This window comes from Actinomycetospora chlora (assembly GCF_039542135.1).
GTDB classification, from domain to species: domain Bacteria; phylum Actinomycetota; class Actinomycetes; order Mycobacteriales; family Pseudonocardiaceae; genus Actinomycetospora; species Actinomycetospora chlora.
In genome coordinates this window covers 1-17,933 of sequence record NZ_BAABHO010000026.1, presented here as the reverse complement: position 1 = coordinate 17,933, position 17,933 = coordinate 1, and the positions used below count along the sequence as shown (strand labels likewise).

Sequence of the window (17,933 nt, the reverse complement as noted above, 5' to 3'; positions counted from 1 at the left end):
TCCGGCGCTGTCGGGGGTCGGCCCTAGGGTCGGCGGCGTGTTCGACCACGTCGGTTTCCCCTGCAGCGACGTCGAGACCTCCGTCGCCTTCTACACCGCGGTGTTCGCGCCGCTGGGTGCGTCCGTGAGCATGCGCATCCCCACCGGCCCGCCCGGCGCGCCCGAGGTCGTCGGGCTCTCCACGGGCGGGCCGCACGCCGACTTCTGGCTCGCGCCGGGCGGCGCGGTCACCCAAGAGCTCCACATCGCCTTCGCGGCGCCCGACCGGGCGGCGGTCGACGCCGTGCACGAGGCGGCGCAGGCCTACGGGGCGGAGGTGCTGCACGCCCCGCGGATCTTCCCGGAGTACCACCCGGGCTACTACGGGGTCTTCCTGCGCGACCCCGACGGCCACAACGTCGAGGCCGTCCACCACACGTTCTGAGGCGGGCGCCTATTCCTCGCCGGCGATCGTGTCCGGCTCGACGCCGAGGTAGCCCGCCACCTGCTCGACGAGCACGTCGTGCAGCAGGTCGGCCAGGTCCTCGCCGTCGAGCGCGCGGGCCTCGAGCGGGCGGCGGTAGAGCACGATGCGCGCGCGGGTCACCGAGCCCCGCCGGTCCATGCCCGCGGGCACGAGCCGGGCCAGGGGTACCTCGCCGTCGCCGAGCACGGCGTCGTCCTCCACCGGCGAGCGCTCGCTGCCGGCGGGCACCTCGGGCACGTCGTCGACCGCCACGTCGAGGTCGGCCAGCTCCGCGCTCCAGCGCTCCTCGATCGGCTCGAGCGCCTCGAGCACGAGGGCGTCGAAGCGCTCGGCCCGCGTGCGGGCGGCCGGCGAGCCCGAGGGGTACAGGGGCATCCGCAGGCCGCGTCCGCGCCGGTCACGGCGGCGCCGTCGCGACCCGGAGGTCGGGCGGCTCGCGCTCCTCGTCACGGCCCGGAGCCTACGCGTGGGGGAACGGGATACGTCCGGGTAGGCGTGCCGACGCGCCCCGCGCGCCTGCCGGGCGGCCGCGTCCACCGGGGCTATCGTGCGTCGCGTGCGAGGAGTGCGGAAGTGCTCACGGACCGGGTGTGGTCACGCGGCCGTGGCCACCCTGACCTATGTCTACTCGGACTCGACCGCCGTGGTCGGTCCGCTGGCGACGAGCGCCGAGCCGCACTCCTACGACCTCTGCGAGCGCCACGCCGTCCGCCTCACCGCGCCGCGCGGCTGGGAGGTCGTGCGCTACGAGGGCGACTTCCCGTCCGAGCCGTCGGCCGACGACCTCACCGCCCTCGCCGAGGCCGTCCGCGAGGCGGGCCGGGCCGACCGCCCGCTGTCGGACCGGCCCGGCGACGGCCGCGCGCGCATCACCGCCGGGCAGGGCCTCGGGGGCGCGCTGCCGCCGCCCCCGGTGTCGCCGGCCGGGATGCCCAGCGCGCCGACGGGCCGGCGGGGTCACCTGCGGGTGCTGCCGGACCCCGCGTCCTCCTGAGCTGCCGGGAGGCCCCCGAAACCTGCGCGGCGGCAGCGTCACCGTTCGGCGGACAGGGCCGCCCGGCGGGCGCGGGCCCTCGGCTGGGGCCGATAGGCTCCCCGGCGTGGCTCAGGACACGGCGCCCGACCGCGCCCAGGTGATCGGCCAGGTCGTCAAGGCCTACGACATCCGCGGCCTGGTGGGCTCCCAGCTCGACGCGACGTTCGTGCGCGACGTGGGTGCGGCGTACGCGCGGCTGCTGCTCGACGAGGAGGCCCACGGCACCGGCAGCGGGCTGGGCGGGGGCAAGGCGGTCGTCGTCGCGCACGACATGCGCGAGTCGTCGCCGGAGCTCGCCGAGGCGTTCGCGGACGGGGTCACCGGGCTCGGGGTCGACGTCGTGCACATCGGCCTGGCCAGCACGGACATGATGTACTACGCCTCCGGGGCGCTGGAGATGCCCGGCGCGATGTTCACCGCGAGCCACAACCCCGCGACCTACAACGGCATCAAGCTCTGCCGGGCCGGGGCGTCGCCGGTGGGCCAGGACTCCGGGCTCGACGAGATCGCGGCGCTGCTCGACCGCGGGCCCGGCGAGGTCCTGCCCGACGAGCCGACCGAGCGCGGCTCGGTCACCCACCGCGACCTGCGCGACGACTACGCGGCGTTCCTGCGCTCGCTGGTCGACCTGTCGGGCATCCGGAACCTCTCGGTCGTCGTCGACGCGGGCAACGGCATGGCGGGCTACACCGTGCCCGCGGTGCTCGACCCGCTCCCGATCGAGGTCTACCCCCTCTACTTCGAGCTCGACGGCTCGTTCCCCAACCACGAGGCCAACCCGCTCGACCCGGACAACCTGCGCGACCTCCAGCGCGAGGTCATGACGCTCGGCCGGGTGGACGCCGGGCTGGCCTTCGACGGTGACGCCGACCGGGTGTTCCTCGTCGACGAGCAGGGCGACGCGGTCAGCCCGAGCGCCATCACCGCGCTCGTGGCGACGCGCGAGCTGGCCAAGCACCCCGGCTCGACGGTGATCCACAACCTCATCACCTCGCGCGCGGTGCCCGAGATCATCGACGAGAACGGCGGCACCGCCGTGCGGTCGCGGGTCGGGCACTCGTTCATCAAGGCCACGATGGCCGAGACCGGCGCCGTCTTCGGCGGGGAGCACTCGGCGCACTACTACTTCCGCGACTTCTGGCGCGCGGACTCCGGGATGCTGGCCGCGCTGCACGTCCTGGCCGCGCTGGGGGAGCAGGACCGCCCGCTCTCGGAGCTGATGGCGCAGTACTCCCGCTACGCGGCCTCCGGCGAGGTCAACTCCACGGTGGACGACCCGCGGGCGGTGATGGCGCGGGTCGAGCAGACGTTCGGCGAGCGCGACGGCGTCACCACCGACGACCTCGACGGCCTCACGGTGTCCCTACCCGCCACAGGAGATCAGGCTGGTTCCTGGTTCAACCTGCGCCCGTCGAACACCGAGCCGCTGCTGCGCCTCAACGTCGAGGCCGCCGACGACGAGGCCGTGGCCGCGCTGCGCGACGAGGTGCTCGCGCTCGTGCGCGGCTGACCCGACCGAGAGGAGACTGGTCACCATGCCGCTCGGTCTGGACCCCGACCTGCTCGACATCCTGGCGTGCCCCGCGCCCGACCACGGGGAGCTGCGGCCCGGCACGCCCGACGACCCCGACGCCGCGGCGCTGACGTGCACCGCGTGCGACCGCCGCTACCCGGTCACCGACGGGATCCCGGTGCTGTTGCTGTCGGAGGCGAGCGGGGGGCCGGCGGCGGAGCCGAACGACCAGAGGGGCTGAGGCGCGTGCTCGACGACGCCCTGCTCTCGGACGAGACGCGGCTGCTCGCCGCCGACCGCGACGGCGTGCTGCGCGCGGTCGCGACCGCCGGCGCCCAGGTGCGGGCCACCGCGCAGGCGGCGGCCGACGTCGGCCTGGAGCGCGAGCTGGCCGGGCTGCGCCCGCGCGCGCTCGTGCTGCTCACGCGGCCGGGCACCACGGAGTCGGCGTGCCGCCTGCTCGCCGCGCTACTCACCCCGACCGCCCCGCTCCCGGTGATCGTCACCGGCGTGGCGCCGCCGTGGCTCGGACCGCTCGACGTCGTCGTCGGCACCCACCGGGGCCGCGAGGGCGACCCGGTGGAGGCCGACGTCGCGGAGTCGGTGCACCGCGCCGTGCGCCGCGGCGCCCACGTGGTGCTCGGCGGCCCCGGGGAGGGCCCGGCCGCGGCGGCCGGGGCCGGCCGGGTGCTGGCCGTGACACCGCGGCTCGTGCTGGGCGTGCCCGGCGAGGACCTCGACGGCCTCGACACCGCCACCGTGCTGGCCACGGGGCTGGCGGTCGCGAAGGCGCTGGACCTGCTCGACCTCGACCTCGGGTCGCTCGCCGACCGGCTGGACGCCGAGGCCGAGCGCGACGGGCCGCGCGGGGAGGCGTTCGTCAACCCGGCGAAGAGCCTGGCGCTGCGGCTCGCGGAGCGCACGCCGCTGCTGTGGGGGGCCGACCCGGTCGCGGGCCTGCTCGCCGGCTACGGGGCGACGGTGCTGGCCACGCACGCCGGCGTGGTCGCCCAGGCCACGTCGGTGGCCGCGGCGAGCGCGCAGCCCGCGCTGCGGGCGCGCCTGCAGGAGGGCTCCGGGGAGGCGTCGATCTTCGCCGACCCCTTCGACGACCCGGCCCCGGCGGCACCGCCGCCGCGGCTGGTGCTGCTGGCCGTCCGCGAGGACCTCGCGGTGCGGCGGCTGGTGTCCGACGTCGGTGCCCGCCACCCGGGCGCGGACGTCCTGGAGATCGACGACGTCGACCTGGCCGGGGAGGGGGCGGTCCCGGACGCGCTGCGCGCGGCCGTGCTGGCCACCCGGCTGGACTTCACGGCGGTCTACCTCGGGCTCGCGCTGGGGGCGCGGGTCCCGGGTCCGGACGTCTGGACCAGCACGACCTAGGCACCCGCACCACCACACGACACGGAGGGGACTCGCGTGGAGGTCCTCAGGGGCAGCGTGCGCACGTACGCGTGGGGCTCCCGGACGCATCTGGCCGAGCTGCTCGGCGAGGAGGTCCCGTCGCCGCACCCGCAGGCCGAGCTCTGGCTCGGCGCCCACCGCGACGAGCCGTCGCGGCTGAACGGGACGGACGCCGGCGACCGCACGCTCGCCGACGTGCTGGCCGCCGACCCGACGGGCTCGCTCGGCCCGGCGCGCCGGCAGCGGTGGTCCGACCGGCTGCCCTACCTGCTCAAGGTGCTCGCGGCCGACGAGCCCCTCAGCCTGCAGGCGCACCCGTCGGCCGAGCAGGCCGCGGCGGGCTACGCCCGCGAGGAGGCGGCGGGGGTGCCCCGTACGGCGGCCGAGCGCAACTACCCCGACCCGCTGCCCAAGCCCGAGCTGCTGTGCGCGCTCACCGAGTTCCACGCGCTGGCCGGGTTCCGCGACGCCGCGCAGACGGTGCGGCTGCTGCGGGCCCTCGACGTCCGGGCCCTGGACCACCACACCGAGCTGCTCGCCGCGCAGCCGGACGCCGACGGCCTGCGCGCGCTGTTCACCACCTGGATCACGCTGCCCCAGCGCGCGGTCGACGAGCTGGTGCCCGCGCTGCTCGACGGCTGCGTCGCGCTGGTGCGCGCCCACGGGGAGTTCACCACCGAGGCCCGCACGCTGCTCGACCTCGGCGAGCGCTACCCCGGCGACGCCGGCGTCCTCGCCGCCCTGCTGCTCAACCGCGTCGTGCTCGCGCCGGGTCAGTGCCTCTACCAGCCCGCGGGCTCGCCGCACGCCTACCTGGCCGGTGCCGGCGTCGAGCTCATGGCGAACTCCGACAACGTCCTGCGCTGCGGGCTGACGCCCAAGCACGTCGACGTGCCCGAGCTGCTGCGCGTGCTCGACTTCGCGCCCGGCACCCCCACGCTCCTCCCGGGGGAGGGCCACGGCCCGGTGCGGCGGTACACGCCGTCGGAGTACTTCAGCCTCGCCCGCGCCGCGTTCTCCGGCGGTGGCGAGGGCGAGGCCGAGCTGGGGCTCGAGGGCCCGCGCATCGTCGTCACCGTCGAGGGCACCGTGCGGCTGCGCTCGCGGCGCGGCCAGACCCACGACGTGCCACGCGGGTCGGCCGCGTGGCTGCCGGCGTGCGACGGCCCGGTCACCGTCGCGCCGGTGGACGGGCCGGCCCTCGCGTTCGCCGCCGCCGACGGGCTGTAGGGGCGACGCGCGCTACCGTCACCCGCACCACCCGCCCGGTCCATCCCTGGAGGAGCCCCGTGTCCGCATCCGGAGGCGGCAAGGCGATCATCGCCGCGCTGGCGGCGAACGCCGGCATCGCCGTGGCCAAGTTCATCGGCTTCGCGATCACGGGTTCGTCGTCGATGCTCGCCGAGGGCGTGCACTCGGTGGCCGACACCAGCAACCAGGGCCTGCTGCTGCTCGGGCGCCGCACGGCCAGCCGCAAGGCCACCTCGGAGCACCCGTTCGGCTACGGGCGCGACCGCTTCTTCTACGCGTTCGTCGTGGCCCTGCTCATCTTCACGCTGGGCTCGGTGTTCGCCCTCTACGAGGGCATCCACAAGCTCACCGGCGAGTCCGAGGACCTCACGAGCCCGGTCGTGGCCGTCGTGATCCTCGTGGTCGCCATCGGCCTCGAGGGCTTCAGCTTCCGCACCGCGGTCAAGGAGTCGCGCGAGCTCAAGGGCGACCAGACGTGGTGGGGGTTCATCCGCACCGCCACCAACCCCGAGCTGCCCGTCGTGCTGCTCGAGGACTTCGGGGCGCTCATCGGGCTGGTGCTGGCCCTGCTCGGCGTCGGTCTGTCGGTGCTGACCGGCAACGTCGTCTTCGACGCCATCGGCACGATCTGCATCGGCGTGCTGCTCGGCGCGATCGCGATCGTCCTCATCGTGGAGACGAAGAGCCTGCTCATCGGCGAGGGCGTCAGCAACCGCACGGCCAACACCATCACCGGCGCGCTCGTCGGCGGTCCCGTCGAGCGGGTCATCCACCTGCGCACGCAGTACCTCGGCCCCGAGGAGCTGCTGGTCGCGGCCAAGATCGCGGTGTCGGCCTCGCTGCCGACCGAGACCGTCGCCGAGGCCATCGACCACGCCGAGGCCCGGCTGCGGGAGGCCGTGCCGGAGGCCCGGATCGTCTACCTCGAGCCGGACCTCGACCGCACCGGCTCCGACGCCGGGATCGACGAGTCGCTCGACCCCACACCCGGCTGAGCGGCGCAGCTCGTACCCCTCAACAGGTCACCCCAGGTGAACGCGCGGTCACCGATCCTGTCGTGTCCGTGCTCTCCGGACCTCACACGGGCGTAAGGTGCCGCCCGCACACGGGGGTCGTCCGCGATGTCCCCGGGCTCCGGCACACCGCGAGTGGGAGGGCTCCATGACGTCGACGGAACCACGGTCCGCCTTGTTCCGGACCAAGTCGGTCGAACAGTCCATCGCGGACACCGACGAGCCGGAGCACCGGCTCCGGCGGGATCTCAGCTGGATCGACCTGACGATCTTCGGCGTCTCCGTCCTGGTCGGCGCCGGCATCTTCACGATCACCGCCCGCGTGGCCGGCGACGTCTCCGGACCGGCGGTGTCGATCGCCTTCGTCATCGCCGCGATCGCCTGCGGGTTCGCGGGCCTGTGCTACGCCGAGTTCGCCTCGACGGTGCCGGTGGCGGGCAGCGCCTACACGTTCTCCTACGCCACGTTCGGCGAGTTCATCGCCTGGATCATCGGCTGGGACCTCATCCTCGAGTACGCGCTCGGCGCGGCGACGGTGGCCAAGAGCTGGTCGAAGTACCTCGGCCAGGTCTTCGAGGCGGTCGGGCTGCCGGGCTCGGCCAAGGTGGACATCGGGATCACGACGTTCGACTGGGGCGCGGTGCTCGTCATCGCGGTGCTCACCGTCGTCCTGGTGCTCGGCATCAAGCTCTCCAGCCGTGTCAGCGCGATCCTCACGATCACCAAGGTGCTCGTGGTGCTGTTCGTCATCGTCGTGGGCGCCACGTTCATCCGCTGGGCCAACTACTCGCCGTTCATCCCGCCGGCGGAGGCGCCCCAGGAGGGCGGCTCCGGCCTGGACTCCTCGCTGCTCTCGCTGATCTTCGGTAGCGACGGCAGCACCTACGGCGCCTTCGGGCTGCTCGCCGGCGCGTCGCTCGTGTTCTTCGCCTTCATCGGCTTCGACGCGGTGTCCACCACCGCGGAGGAGACCAAGAACCCGCAGAAGGACCTCCCGCGCGGCATCCTGGGCTCGCTGGGCGTGGTCACCGTGCTCTACGTGCTGACCGCGCTCGTGCTGACCGGCATGGTCAGCTACACCCAGCTCAAGACCCCGCCGGGCACCGACGACACGGCCACGCTGGCCACCGCCTTCCAGATCGTCGGCGCCGGCTGGGCCTCGACGATCATCTCGGTCGGCGCCCTGGCCGGCCTGACGACCGTGGTCCTCGTGCTGATGCTCGGCCAGAGCCGGGTGTTCTTCGCGATGAGCCGCGACGGCCTGCTCCCGCGCGGCCTCGCGCGCACCGGCCGCTTCGACACCCCGTCGACGATCACGGTCATCATCGGCGTGCTGTGCGCGATCCTGGCCGGCTTCTTCGACGCCACGGTGATCGAGGAGATGGTCAACATCGGCACGCTGTTCGCGTTCGTGCTGGTGGCGATCGGCACCTGGGTGCTGCGGGTGAAGCAACCGGACCTGCCCCGCACCTTCGTGGTCCGGGGCCTGCCGATCGTGGCGATCCTCGCCGTGGTCTCGTGTCTCTGGCTGATGATCAACCTGACGGCGGAGACCTGGATCCGGTTCATCGTCTGGATGCTCATCGGCGCGGTCATCTACTTCACCTACGGCAAGAGCCACTCCGTGGTCGGCCGCCGGGAGCGTGGCCTCGAGAAGCCGGCCGCACGCCCGACCCAACCGATGTAGCGCGTCCACGGGAACACGACGAAGGGCCCCGTCCGGTCGCCGGACGGGGCCCTTCGTCATGCGGGTCAGGCCTTGGCGGGCGCCTGGTGGCCGGCGAACTTCTCGCGCAGCGTCTTCTTCGAGAACTTGCCCGTCGAGGTCTTGGGAACCTCGTCGATGAAGACGACGTCGTCGGGCACCTGCCACTTGGCCACGCGCGACGCGATGTGCTCCAGCACGGCCTCGCGGGTGAGCTCCACCCCCTGCTTGGGCACGACGCAGGCCAGCGGGCGCTCGGACCACTTCTCGTCGGGGATGGCGATGACGGCCGCCTCGGCCACGCCCTCCATCGACATGATCTCGTTCTCGAGGTCCACCGAGGAGATCCACTCGCCGCCGGACTTGACCAGGTCCTTGGTGCGGTCGACGAGCTTGACGTAGCCGTAGCGGTCGATCACCGCGACGTCCCCGGTCTTGAGCCAGCCGTCCTCGGTGAACTGCTTGCCGCCGTCCTCGTTGCGGTAGTACGACGCCGCGATCCACGGGCCGGCGGCCTGCAGCTCGCCGGAGGTCTCGCCGTCCCAGGGCAGCACCTCGCCCGTGTCCGGGTCGCAGATGCGCAGGTCCACCAGCGGCGAGGGTGTGCCGGCCGTCGCGCGGACGTCGGCGAGCTCGTCGTCGGACAGCCCGTCGTGGACGCTCTTGAGGACGCCCGTGGTGGCGATGGGGCTGGTCTCGGTCATGCCCCAGGCCTGGGTGATCGGCAGGCCGATCTTCTGGCGCCACGCCTCGGACAGCGACTTGGGCACCGCCGAGCCGCCGCAGAGCAGCAGGCGCAGGTCGGGCAGGTCGCCCTCGGAGAGCTCGGGCAGCACGCCCATCCAGATGGTCGGGACGCCCGCGGTCACGGTGATCCGGTGGTCGCGCAGGATGCCGGCGATGGCCTTCGGCGTCATGTTCGGCCCCGGCATGACGAGCGAGGACCCGGCGAACACCGCCGCGTACGGCGTGCCCCAGGCATTGGCGTGGAACATCGGCACGATCGGCAGCAGGACGTCGCGCTCGACCAGGCCGGCGACGTCGGCCATCAGCACGGCGATGGAGTGCAGCACCGTCGAGCGGTGGGAGTAGACGACGCCCTTGGGGTTGCCGGTGGTGCCCGAGGTGTAGCACATGGCCGCGGCCTGGTTCTCGTCCGCGATCTCGAAGCGGCCCTCGTACGGCTCCACCGAGGAGAGCAGCTCCTCGTAGTGCACGATGCGCTCGTCGTCGGGGATCTCGGTCTCCGCGCCGTCCTCGATGACGATCACCTTGCGGACCGTCGTCATCTCGTCGACGTGCGGCCAGAACTGGCCGAACAGCGACCGGTCGACGAAGACGACCTCGTCCTCGGCGTGGTTCGCGATGTAGATCAGCTGCTCGGTGAAGAGCCGGATGTTCAGCGTGTGGAGCACCCGCCCGCTGCACGGCACCGCGAAGTACAGCTCGAGGTGCGCCGGGCTGTTCCAGCAGAACGTGCCCACGCGGCCCTCGGCCGAGACGCCGAGGGTGTCCAGCGCCGCCGCGGCGCGCCGCACCCGCTCGGCCCAGGTGGCGTAGTCGCTGCGGTGCACCGTGCCGCCCGCGCCCACGCCGACGATGGGCTTGTGGGCGAAGAGCTGCTCGGCGCGGTGGAACACGTGGGGCAGGGCGAGTGGGTAGTCCTGCATCTGTCCGAGCACGTCCGTGGCCTCCTGAGCTCTCGTGTGGTTCCGATCACGCATATTACGGACCGAACGCCCGATCTCACCCTCTCGCCGCGGTCGGCGCCCGCTCCGTCACCCCGCGTGGTCGAGCGGTGTGACCCGGGAGACGCCCCGTGCCGGACCCGGGCGACGACCTGCGCAGACGCCGCCCCACGCGCCCGCGCGGGGGCGCGTCGCGGTTGACCGGGTATGGGCCCTGTGTTTGCCTTGGTGCACGGCATCGATCGCACACCTCGTGCGAACGGAAGCTGTCGAGTGGCGCTGCAACGGACCCCGCGGGTCCGCCACGCTCGGCAGTGGTCCGCACCATCGCAAGGGCGCCTGCAGATGGTGGTGAACCGTGCTCGGCAGTCCGTGACCTCCCGGTGTGTCCCGTCCACCGGTCGAGACACACCCCGTCACGGCCCGCGCCGCGGTCCGCCACCGAGACACCCGAGAAGACGAGGAGTCATGACGAACGCAGTGGGCACCGTCACCGAGAAGTACGCCGAGAAGAACGGCATCGACTTCGCCGTCGCCGACCTCGCGGAGGCCGACTTCGGGCGCCGCGAGATCCGGCTGGCCGAGCACGAGATGCCCGGCCTGATGGCCCTGCGCCGCGAGTACGCCGAGGCCAAGCCGCTGCACGGCGCGCGGATCTCCGGCTCGCTGCACATGACGGTGCAGACCGCCGTGCTCATCGAGACGCTGGTGGAGCTCGGCGCCGAGGTGCGCTGGGCCTCCTGCAACATCTTCTCCACGCAGGACCACGCGGCCGCCGCGGTCGTCGTCGGCCCCCACGGCACCCCCGAGGAGCCCAAGGGCATCTCCTGCTTCGCCTGGAAGGGCGAGACGCTGGAGGAGTACTGGTGGTGCGCCGAGCAGATGCTCGCGTGGAAGGATGCGGACACCCGCGGCCCGAACATGATCCTCGACGACGGCGGCGACGCCACGATGCTCGTCCACAAGGGCGTCGAGTTCGAGAAGGCCGGCGTCGTCCCCAGCGTCACCGCCGAGGACCCGGCCGAGTACCAGGTCGTGCTCGCCACGCTGCGCCGCTCGCTCGAGGAGGACCCGCAGCACTGGACGAAGGTCGCGTCCGGCATCAAGGGCGTCACCGAGGAGACCACGACGGGCGTCCACCGCCTGTACGAGTTCTTCAACGACGACAAGCTGCTGTTCCCGGCGATCAACGTCAACGACTCGGTCACCAAGTCGAAGTTCGACAACAAGTACGGCTGCCGCCACTCGCTGGTCGACGGCATCAACCGCGCCGTCGACGTGCTGATCTCCGGCAAGAAGGCCGTCATCTGCGGCTTCGGTGACGTCGGCAAGGGCTCGGCCGAGTCGCTGCGCGGCCAGGGCGCCCGCGTCACGGTCACCGAGTCGGACCCGATCTGCGCGCTCCAGGCGCTCATGGAGGGCTACGACGTCAACGTCCTCGAGAACGTCATCGAGGAGGCCGACATCGTCATCACGACGACCGGCAACAAGGACATCGTCACCCTCGACCACATGAAGCGGATGAAGCACCAGGCGATCCTGGGCAACATCGGCCACTTCGACAACGAGATCCAGGTCGAGAAGCTGGAGAAGTCCGGCGCGACGAAGATCAACATCAAGCCGCAGGTCGACGAGTGGCGCTTCGAGGACGGCCACTCGATCATCCTGCTCTCCGAGGGCCGGCTGCTGAACCTCGGCAACGCCACCGGGCACCCGAGCTTCGTCATGTCGAACTCGTTCTCGAACCAGACGATCGCCCAGATCGAGCTGTTCACGAAGAACGACGAGTACCCGCTCGGCGTCTACCGCCTGCCCAAGCACCTCGACGAGAAGGTCGCGAAGGTCCACGTCGAGGCGCTCGGCGCGGAGCTGACCAAGCTCACCAAGGAGCAGGCCGAGTACATCGGCGTCGACGTCGAGGGCCCGTACAAGCCGGATCACTACCGCTACTGAGCTGCGCGCCAAGCAGATGCGGCAGCTGGTGCTCCTCCGTCGCACCACCTACCGACCTGCGGCGCCACTGGCGTCACCGGCTGTGGTGATCGCGTTCTGACCGAAGGGCCCCCTCGCTCGATCCGTTCGAGCGAGGGGGCCCTTCGCGCGTTCCCGACACCCCGCGCGGAGATCACCAGGTCGAAAGGCACTTCCGGGCACCCCTGGGGCGTGCTTTTCGCCCTGGTGATCTCGTCGTCGGGGTGGTCCGCGAGAGATCACGGGCACCGGGTGCACCGGTCGGTGCGCGGCGAGGTGGCTGAGGTGCCCGTGATCTCCGGCGACGGGCGCGCGACGGTCGCCCGCGTTCCGTCGAGGGGCGCCCCTCGCCCGTCTACCCGAGCGAGGGGGCCCCTCGCTCGTTTCACGGGGCCCTGTCTAGGTTTCCCGCGTGGGCGCGATGGTGGCCGTCGAGGGGCTCGACGGCGCGGGCAAGGCGACGCTCGTCGCGGCGCTCGCGGACGCGGCCCGGGCGCGCGGGGCCACGGTGCGCACGCTCGCGTTCCCCCGCTACGACGCCGACGTCCACGCCGGGCTCGCGGGGGAGGCCCTGCACGGGGAGCACGGCGACCTGCGGGGTTCGGTTCACGCCATGGCCGTGCTCTTCGCCCTCGACCGCGCCGGCGCGGCGGACGAACTGCGGGCCGCCCGCGACGCCGCCGACCTCGTGCTCGTCGACCGCTACGTCGCCTCCAACGCCGCGTACGGCGCCGCCCGCCGCGGCGAGGACGCCGACGGGGCGTTCGTCGCGTGGGTGCGCGCGCTCGAGGTCGGGCGCCTCGGGGTGCCGGCGCCCGACGCGCAGGTGCTCGTCCGCGTGCCCGGTGAGCTCGCCGCGCAGCGGGTCCGCCACCGCGCGGCGGCCGACCCGTCGCGCACCCCCGACGGCTACGAGTCCGACGCCGCGCTGCAGGCGCGCTGCGCCGCCGTGTACGACCAGCTGGTCGACCGGGCCTGGCTCGCCCCGTGGACCGTCGTCGGGGCGGACGAAGGGCGGGCAGCGCTCACCCGAACGGCGGAGTCCTGGGTCGCCGAACGCCTGTCAAGTGGTTCGTCCGGCGATATCGCCCCCGGATCGTCGGTGAGAAGTGACACCATTGAGACATGAGCTCTCGGATCCTCGTGGTGGACGACGACGCCTCGCTGGCGGAGATGCTGACGATCGTCCTCGAGGGCGAGGGCTTCGAGACGACGGTGGTGGGCGACGGGACGTCGGCCCTGCCGGCCCTGCGCGAGAGCGCGCCCGACCTGGTGCTGCTCGACCTCATGCTCCCGGGCATGAACGGCATCGACGTCTGCCGGGCGATCCGGGCGGAGTCGGGGGTGCCGGTGGTCATGCTGACGGCGAAGACCGACACGGTCGACGTCGTCCTCGGGCTGGAGTCCGGCGCGGACGACTACGTGCTCAAGCCGTTCAAGCCCAAGGAGCTGGTGGCGCGCATCCGGGCGCGGCTGCGCCAGTTCCCGGCCGAGCCGGCCGAGCAGATGCAGATCGGCGACGTGACGATCGACGTGCCGGCCCACCAGGTGCGCCGCGACGGGCGCACGATCCCGCTGACGCCCCTGGAGTTCGACCTGCTGGTGGCGCTCGCGCGCAAGCCGCGGCAGGTGTTCACGCGCGAGGTGCTGCTCGAGCAGGTGTGGGGCTACCGCCACGCGGCGGACACCCGGCTGGTCAACGTGCACGTGCAGCGGTTGCGCTCGAAGGTCGAGGTCGACCCGGAGCACCCCGAGGTCGTGCTGACGGTCCGCGGCGTGGGGTACAAGGCCGGACCGCCCTGATCGGGGTGCCCCCGTGCTGACGGGCCTGCGCCGCCGCCTCGACCGGTTCACCGCCGAGCGGGTCGGCCAGGTCCGCGTGCTGTGGCGGCGCTCGATGCAGCTGCGCGTCGTGCTCTCCACGCTGGCGATGTCCGTCGTGGTCGTCGCCGTGCTCGGCCTCGTGCTGCAGACCCAGATCGCCGACCGGCTGGTGCAGGGCAAGGAGCAGGCCGCCCTCATCCAGGCCGACATCTCCCGCCAGGCCCTCGAGCGCGACCTCGCCCGCATCGACCCGGACCGCGACGGCGCCCAGGCCGTCCTCGACGACGTGCTCGACCGGCTCTCGACCCACGGTCAGGACTCCGGGTCCGACGGGCTGGCCCGCGGCTCCGACCCCACGAGCGACGCCGGCGCGTTCGACGCCGTGCTCATCGCGGGATCGGACACGGTCGGCGCGGTCCCCGGCGCGCTGCCCACCGTGCCCGGGGGCGCGAACGTCGAGGTCAGCGCCGGTCCGGCCGAGGTCATCCCGCCCCAGCTGCGCGCGCCGGTGCTGCAGGGCTTCCTGGCCACCAAGTACCTCACCGTCGCCTCGCGGGGCCAGGCCGCGCCGGTGCCGACGCTCGTGGTCGGCCAGCCGGTGCGCACCGCCGGGCGGAACCTGCAGCTCTACCTGCTGTTCCCGCTCTCGGCCGAGCAGCGCACGCTGGCCCTCGTCCAGAGCACGCTCGCGCTCGCCGCCGGCGTCCTGCTGGTGCTCCTGGCCGGCATCTCGTCGGTGGTGACGCGGCAGGTCGTGCGCCCGGTCCGCCAGGCCGCCGACGTCGCCGAACGGTTCGCCGACGGGCACCTCGACGAGCGGATGCCGGTGCACGGCGACGACGAGGTCGCGCGGCTGGCCGAGTCGTACAACGAGATGGCCGCGAGCATCCAGTCGCAGATCCGCCAGCTCGAGGAGTTCGGGGCGCTGCAGCGCCGCTTCACCTCCGACGTCAGCCACGAGCTGCGCACGCCGCTGACGACGGTCCGGATGGCCGCCGAGGTGCTGCACGCCCAGGTCGACCCGGACGACCGCACCGGGGCCCGCGCGGCCCAGCTGCTGGTCGACGAGCTGGACCGCTTCGAGGGCCTGCTCGGCGACCTCCTGGAGATCAGCCGCCTGGACGCGGGGATGGCCGAGCTGGGCCTCGAGCTGGTCGACGTCGGCGCCGTCGTGCGCCGCGCGGCCGAGACCGTGCGCCACCTCGTCGACGAGACCGGCACGCCGCTGCTGCTGGACCTCGTCGATCAGGGGGTCGATCAGGGGGGCGAGCCCGGCGAGCCGGTCCTCGCCGAGGTCGACCCGCGCCGCGTCGAGCGCATCCTGCGCAACCTGCTGGCCAACGCCATCGACCACGGCGAGGGCCGGCCCATCGAGGTGCGCCTCGCGGCCGACGACGGCGCGCTGGCCGTCGTGGTGCGCGACCACGGCATCGGCCTGCGGCCCGGCGAGGCCGGGCTCGTGTTCAACCGGTTCTGGCGCGCCGACCCCTCCCGCCAGCGCCGCAGCGGCGGCACCGGCCTCGGGCTCGCGATCAGCCTCGAGGACGCCCGCCTGCACGGCGGCTGGCTACAGGCGTGGGGCGAGGTCGACCGCGGCGCGGTGTTCCGGCTGACGCTGCCGCTGCGCCACGGCGAGCGCCTGCGCACCAGCCCGCTGCCGTTGCTGCCGGTGGCCGCCGCGCCGGCCGCCGCCGAGCCCGGCATCCACGACGCGGCGCCCACCACCGGCACGGCGCTGCCCCCGCCCGACGACGACGGCGACGGGGGCGAGGCCCACGACGCGGACGCCGCCCTCCCGGAGCCCGCCCCGCCCGCCGACCCGGGCTCCTCGTCGGTGGTCCGGTGAGCCGCACCCGGACCGCGCTGCCGCTGGTGCTGCTCGTGCTGGCGGTGCTCACCGGGGCCTGCGCGACCGTCCCCGGCTCGTCCGACGTCACCGTGCTGCGTCGCGTCGGCGACGCCGCGGAGCCCACCGCGCCGCCCGGCCCGGCCCGCGACGCGGGCCCGCTGGAGACGGTGCGCGGCTGGGTGCTCGCGTCGGGCGCGACCGCGGAGCGCCACCAGGCCGCCCGGGCGTTCCTCACCCCGCAGGCCGCCGGGACCTGGGACGACGGCGCGGCGCCGGTCGTCGTCAACGACCAGGTCGACACGGTCTTCGGTGACGCCCCGACGCCCGCGGGTCAGGCCTCCGTCCGGATCCGGGCCACGGCGCTCGGCGTGCTCACCCCGGAGGGCGTGTTCGTCGCCGGCGTGCGGCCCGTCGAGGTGGAGGTCGGCCTCACCGAGCAGAACGGTGGGTGGCGGATCAGCTCGCTGCCCACCGGCACCATCGTGCGGCGCTCCGACCTGCGGGCGAGCACCCGGCCGGTGCGCACGTGGTTCCTCGACACCCAGCGCGCCGGGCCGGTCTCCGACCCCCGCTACCTCGCGACCAGCCCGTCGCGCTCGGTCCCGACGCGCACGATGCAGTACCTGCTGTCGGGGCCGTCGGAGGCGCTGGCCGGCGCCGCGGTCAGCGCCCTGCCGGCGGGGACGACCCTGGCCTCGGACGTCGCGCTGACCCCGGAGGGCACGGCCGTCGTCGACCTGTCCCGCACCGGCCCCCTCGACGACGTCCGCCGCCGGGAGATCGCCCAGCAGGTGGCGTTCACGCTGGCCGGCATCGGCGTGGAGCGGGTGCGCCTGCTCGTCGACGGGCAGCCGTTGCTGCCCGCGACCCCGGAGATCGGTGTCGGTGACGTGCTCGCCGGGCTGCCCCCCGAGATCGCCCGGCGGCCCGACCTGCCCGTCGACCCGGTCGGCGGCGGGTCGGGGGCGGCGGACCTGCCGGTGCTGGTGGCCGACGGGGGCCGGCTGCGCCTGCTGTCCGGCGAGCCCGCGGGCGGCCCGGCGGGGCGCGGCACGTACCGGGCGGTGTCGGCGTCGTCGAGCGGGGCCGGCGACGTCGCCGTGGTGGCCGAGGACGGCCCGGGCGCCGCCCGCGCGCGCCTGCTCACCGGACCCGGCGGCGCCGAACTGACCCCCAGCGGGATCGAGGGCCGGTCGTTGGCCCGGCCGTCGTGGACCCCGGACGGGACCGAGGTGTGGTCGGTGGTCGACAGCACCACGGTGGTGCGCGCCGCACGGGACCGGCCCGGCGGGTCGGTGCGCCCGCTGCCGGTCGACGCCTCCGGGCTCGCCGCGGCGGGGGTGCTCGCCCCGCCCGGGGCGCCGGGGACCCTGGCGGCGCTGCGCGTGTCGCCCGACGGCTCGCGGCTCGCGGTCGTCGCGTCCGGGCGGGTGTTCGTGGCCGCGATCGCCCGCGACGGGGCCGGCGGCGCCCGGCTCGGCTCGGTCACCCCGCTGCGCCCGGAGTCGCTGGACCAGGTCCTCGACGTCGGCTGGACGCGCACCGACCAGCTCGTCGCCGTCGGCAACCGCGCCGACCGCCCCGCCACGCTGGTCTCGGTGGACGGGCTGGACCTCGAGCCGCTGCCCACCACGAACCTGACACCGCCGGTCACGGCCGTGGCCGCGAGCCCCGCGCGTCCGATCGTCGTCGCCGACCAGGGCGGGACGTGGACCCTGCCGCTGGGCGGCAGCGCGTCGAGCGGGGACGTCTGGCAGGCGGTGCCGGGCTTCGCCGCGGGGACGGTGCCGGCCTACCCGGGCTGAGCAGGGCCGGCGGCCGTCCCCATCGCCCGGATGCGTCCCCGGGCCCGGCGGCGGTGCTCGCCCCGCGGGTCCGCGCGGCGTCACGCTGCCGGGGTGGACCCCTCGCCCCTCGGTGCCGGCCTGCTCGCCCTCGCCGACCTCCTGCTCCCCGCCCCCTGCCCGGGGTGCGGCGAGCCCGGTGAGCGCTGGTGCGCGGCGTGCCGGGAGCGGTGGCGGCACCCGGCGCTGCTCGACGTGCCCGGGCTGCCCCCGGTCCTCGCGCTGGCGCCCTACCGGGGCAGCGCGCGCGAGGTCCTGCTGGCCTACAAGGAGCGCGGGCGCTGCGAGGTCGCCCGCCCGCGCGCGGCCCTGGTCGCCTGGGCGCTCCGCGCCGGCGCGGTGCCGCCGGCGGCGATCGTGCCCGCGCCC

At 74.2% G+C, this 17,933-nt stretch carries 15 protein-coding genes, 1 pseudogene and 1 riboswitch; of the genes and pseudogenes, 14 read left to right on the top strand and 2 right to left on the bottom strand.

All coding sequences use genetic code 11. The features are described from left to right. Window positions 1–37: 37 nt before the first annotated feature. Entirely contained in the window at window positions 38–424 is a 387-nt protein-coding gene (locus ABD994_RS16815; RefSeq protein WP_345417167.1) for a VOC family protein, read from the top strand. Between the two features lie 9 nt (window positions 425–433). Here the strand turns inward: ABD994_RS16815 and ABD994_RS16810 are convergent, their stop codons facing one another. Then, the gene (locus tag ABD994_RS16810) at window positions 434–841 is read right to left on the bottom strand and encodes a metallopeptidase family protein (RefSeq protein ID WP_345417348.1); all 408 of its coding nucleotides are present in this window, start codon (window positions 839–841) and stop codon (window positions 434–436) included. 181 nt (window positions 842–1,022) lie between these two features. Here ABD994_RS16810 and ABD994_RS16805 point away from each other — a divergent pair, with 181 nt between their 5' ends. From ABD994_RS16805 to ABD994_RS16775, 7 genes are all read left to right on the top strand, one after another. After that, window positions 1,023–1,460: a DUF3499 domain-containing protein gene (locus ABD994_RS16805; protein ID WP_345417164.1), complete on the top strand. Its 438-nt coding sequence runs from the start codon at window positions 1,023–1,025 to the stop codon at window positions 1,458–1,460. A 106-nt stretch (window positions 1,461–1,566) separates the two neighbouring features. Then, entirely contained in the window at window positions 1,567–3,012 is a 1,446-nt protein-coding gene (locus tag ABD994_RS16800) for a phosphomannomutase/phosphoglucomutase (RefSeq protein WP_345417162.1), read from the top strand. Window positions 3,013–3,037: 25 nt separating this feature from the next. After that, a complete protein-coding gene (locus tag ABD994_RS16795; protein WP_345417161.1) occupies window positions 3,038–3,256 on the top strand; it encodes a Trm112 family protein in 219 nt (72 codons plus the stop codon). A 5-nt stretch (window positions 3,257–3,261) separates the two neighbouring features. Further along, the gene (locus ABD994_RS16790) at window positions 3,262–4,398 is read left to right on the top strand and encodes a phosphoheptose isomerase family protein (RefSeq protein WP_345417158.1); all 1,137 of its coding nucleotides are present in this window, start codon (window positions 3,262–3,264) and stop codon (window positions 4,396–4,398) included. Window positions 4,399–4,434: 36 nt separating this feature from the next. Beyond that, window positions 4,435–5,649, top strand: coding sequence for a mannose-6-phosphate isomerase, class I (gene manA / locus ABD994_RS16785; RefSeq protein ID WP_345417155.1), 1,215 nt, complete (start codon window positions 4,435–4,437; stop codon window positions 5,647–5,649). A gap of 59 nt (window positions 5,650–5,708) precedes the next feature. Next, window positions 5,709–6,665: a cation diffusion facilitator family transporter gene (locus ABD994_RS16780; RefSeq protein ID WP_345417153.1), complete on the top strand. Its 957-nt coding sequence runs from the start codon at window positions 5,709–5,711 to the stop codon at window positions 6,663–6,665. 166 nt (window positions 6,666–6,831) lie between these two features. Beyond that, window positions 6,832–8,370, top strand: a complete 1,539-nt coding sequence (locus ABD994_RS16775; RefSeq protein ID WP_345417150.1) for an amino acid permease — start codon at window positions 6,832–6,834, stop codon at window positions 8,368–8,370. 65 nt (window positions 8,371–8,435) lie between these two features. Here the strand turns inward: ABD994_RS16775 and ABD994_RS16770 are convergent, their stop codons facing one another. Beyond that, entirely contained in the window at window positions 8,436–10,070 is a 1,635-nt protein-coding gene (locus tag ABD994_RS16770) for a long-chain fatty acid--CoA ligase (protein ID WP_345417148.1), read from the bottom strand. Between the two features lie 271 nt (window positions 10,071–10,341). Continuing rightward, window positions 10,342–10,424: riboswitch (S-adenosyl-L-homocysteine riboswitch) on the top strand. Between the two features lie 120 nt (window positions 10,425–10,544). Here ABD994_RS16770 and ahcY point away from each other — a divergent pair. The 6 genes and pseudogenes from ahcY to ABD994_RS16740 all read left to right on the top strand — a co-directional run. Beyond that, window positions 10,545–12,029, top strand: a complete 1,485-nt coding sequence (gene ahcY, locus ABD994_RS16765; protein ID WP_345417145.1) for an adenosylhomocysteinase — start codon at window positions 10,545–10,547, stop codon at window positions 12,027–12,029. Between the two features lie 430 nt (window positions 12,030–12,459). Further along, window positions 12,460–13,176 (top strand): dTMP kinase, encoded by a 717-nt coding sequence (locus ABD994_RS16760; RefSeq protein ID WP_345417141.1) that lies wholly within the window; start codon window positions 12,460–12,462, stop codon window positions 13,174–13,176. Then, window positions 13,173–13,850 (top strand): MtrAB system response regulator MtrA, encoded by a 678-nt coding sequence (mtrA, locus tag ABD994_RS16755; protein ID WP_345417138.1) that lies wholly within the window; start codon window positions 13,173–13,175, stop codon window positions 13,848–13,850. The genes ABD994_RS16760 and mtrA overlap by 4 nt, the downstream gene beginning before the upstream one ends. A gap of 94 nt (window positions 13,851–13,944) precedes the next feature. Beyond that, on the top strand, window positions 13,945–15,717 hold the full coding sequence (gene mtrB, locus ABD994_RS16750; RefSeq protein ID WP_425550075.1) for an MtrAB system histidine kinase MtrB: 1,773 nt from the start codon (window positions 13,945–13,947) through the stop codon (window positions 15,715–15,717). After that, window positions 15,714–17,525 carry an LpqB family beta-propeller domain-containing protein gene (locus tag ABD994_RS16745; RefSeq protein ID WP_345417132.1) on the top strand — a complete coding sequence of 604 codons (1,812 nt, stop codon included), beginning with the start codon at window positions 15,714–15,716 and terminating at the stop codon, window positions 17,523–17,525. Before mtrB ends, ABD994_RS16745 begins: the two co-directional genes overlap by 4 nt. A gap of 93 nt (window positions 17,526–17,618) precedes the next feature. Further along, window positions 17,619–17,933: pseudogene (locus ABD994_RS16740) on the top strand (ComF family protein); the annotation flags it as partial.

What these genes read in the sequence shown, in the direction of transcription:
- mtrB (WP_425550075.1), top strand. Translation starts at nt 13,945, where the DNA reads ATGCAGCTGCGCGTCGTGCTCTCCACGCTGGCGATGTCCGTCGTGGTC.
- ABD994_RS16775 (WP_345417150.1), top strand. Translation starts at nt 6,832, where the DNA reads ATGACGTCGACGGAACCACGGTCCGCCTTGTTCCGGACCAAGTCGGTC.
- ahcY (WP_345417145.1), top strand. Translation starts at nt 10,545, where the DNA reads ATGACGAACGCAGTGGGCACCGTCACCGAGAAGTACGCCGAGAAGAAC.
- ABD994_RS16795 (WP_345417161.1), top strand. Translation starts at nt 3,038, where the DNA reads ATGCCGCTCGGTCTGGACCCCGACCTGCTCGACATCCTGGCGTGCCCC.
- mtrA (WP_345417138.1), top strand. Translation starts at nt 13,173, where the DNA reads ATGAGCTCTCGGATCCTCGTGGTGGACGACGACGCCTCGCTGGCGGAG.
- ABD994_RS16810 (WP_345417348.1), bottom strand. Translation starts at nt 841, where the DNA reads ATGCCCCTGTACCCCTCGGGCTCGCCGGCCGCCCGCACGCGGGCCGAG.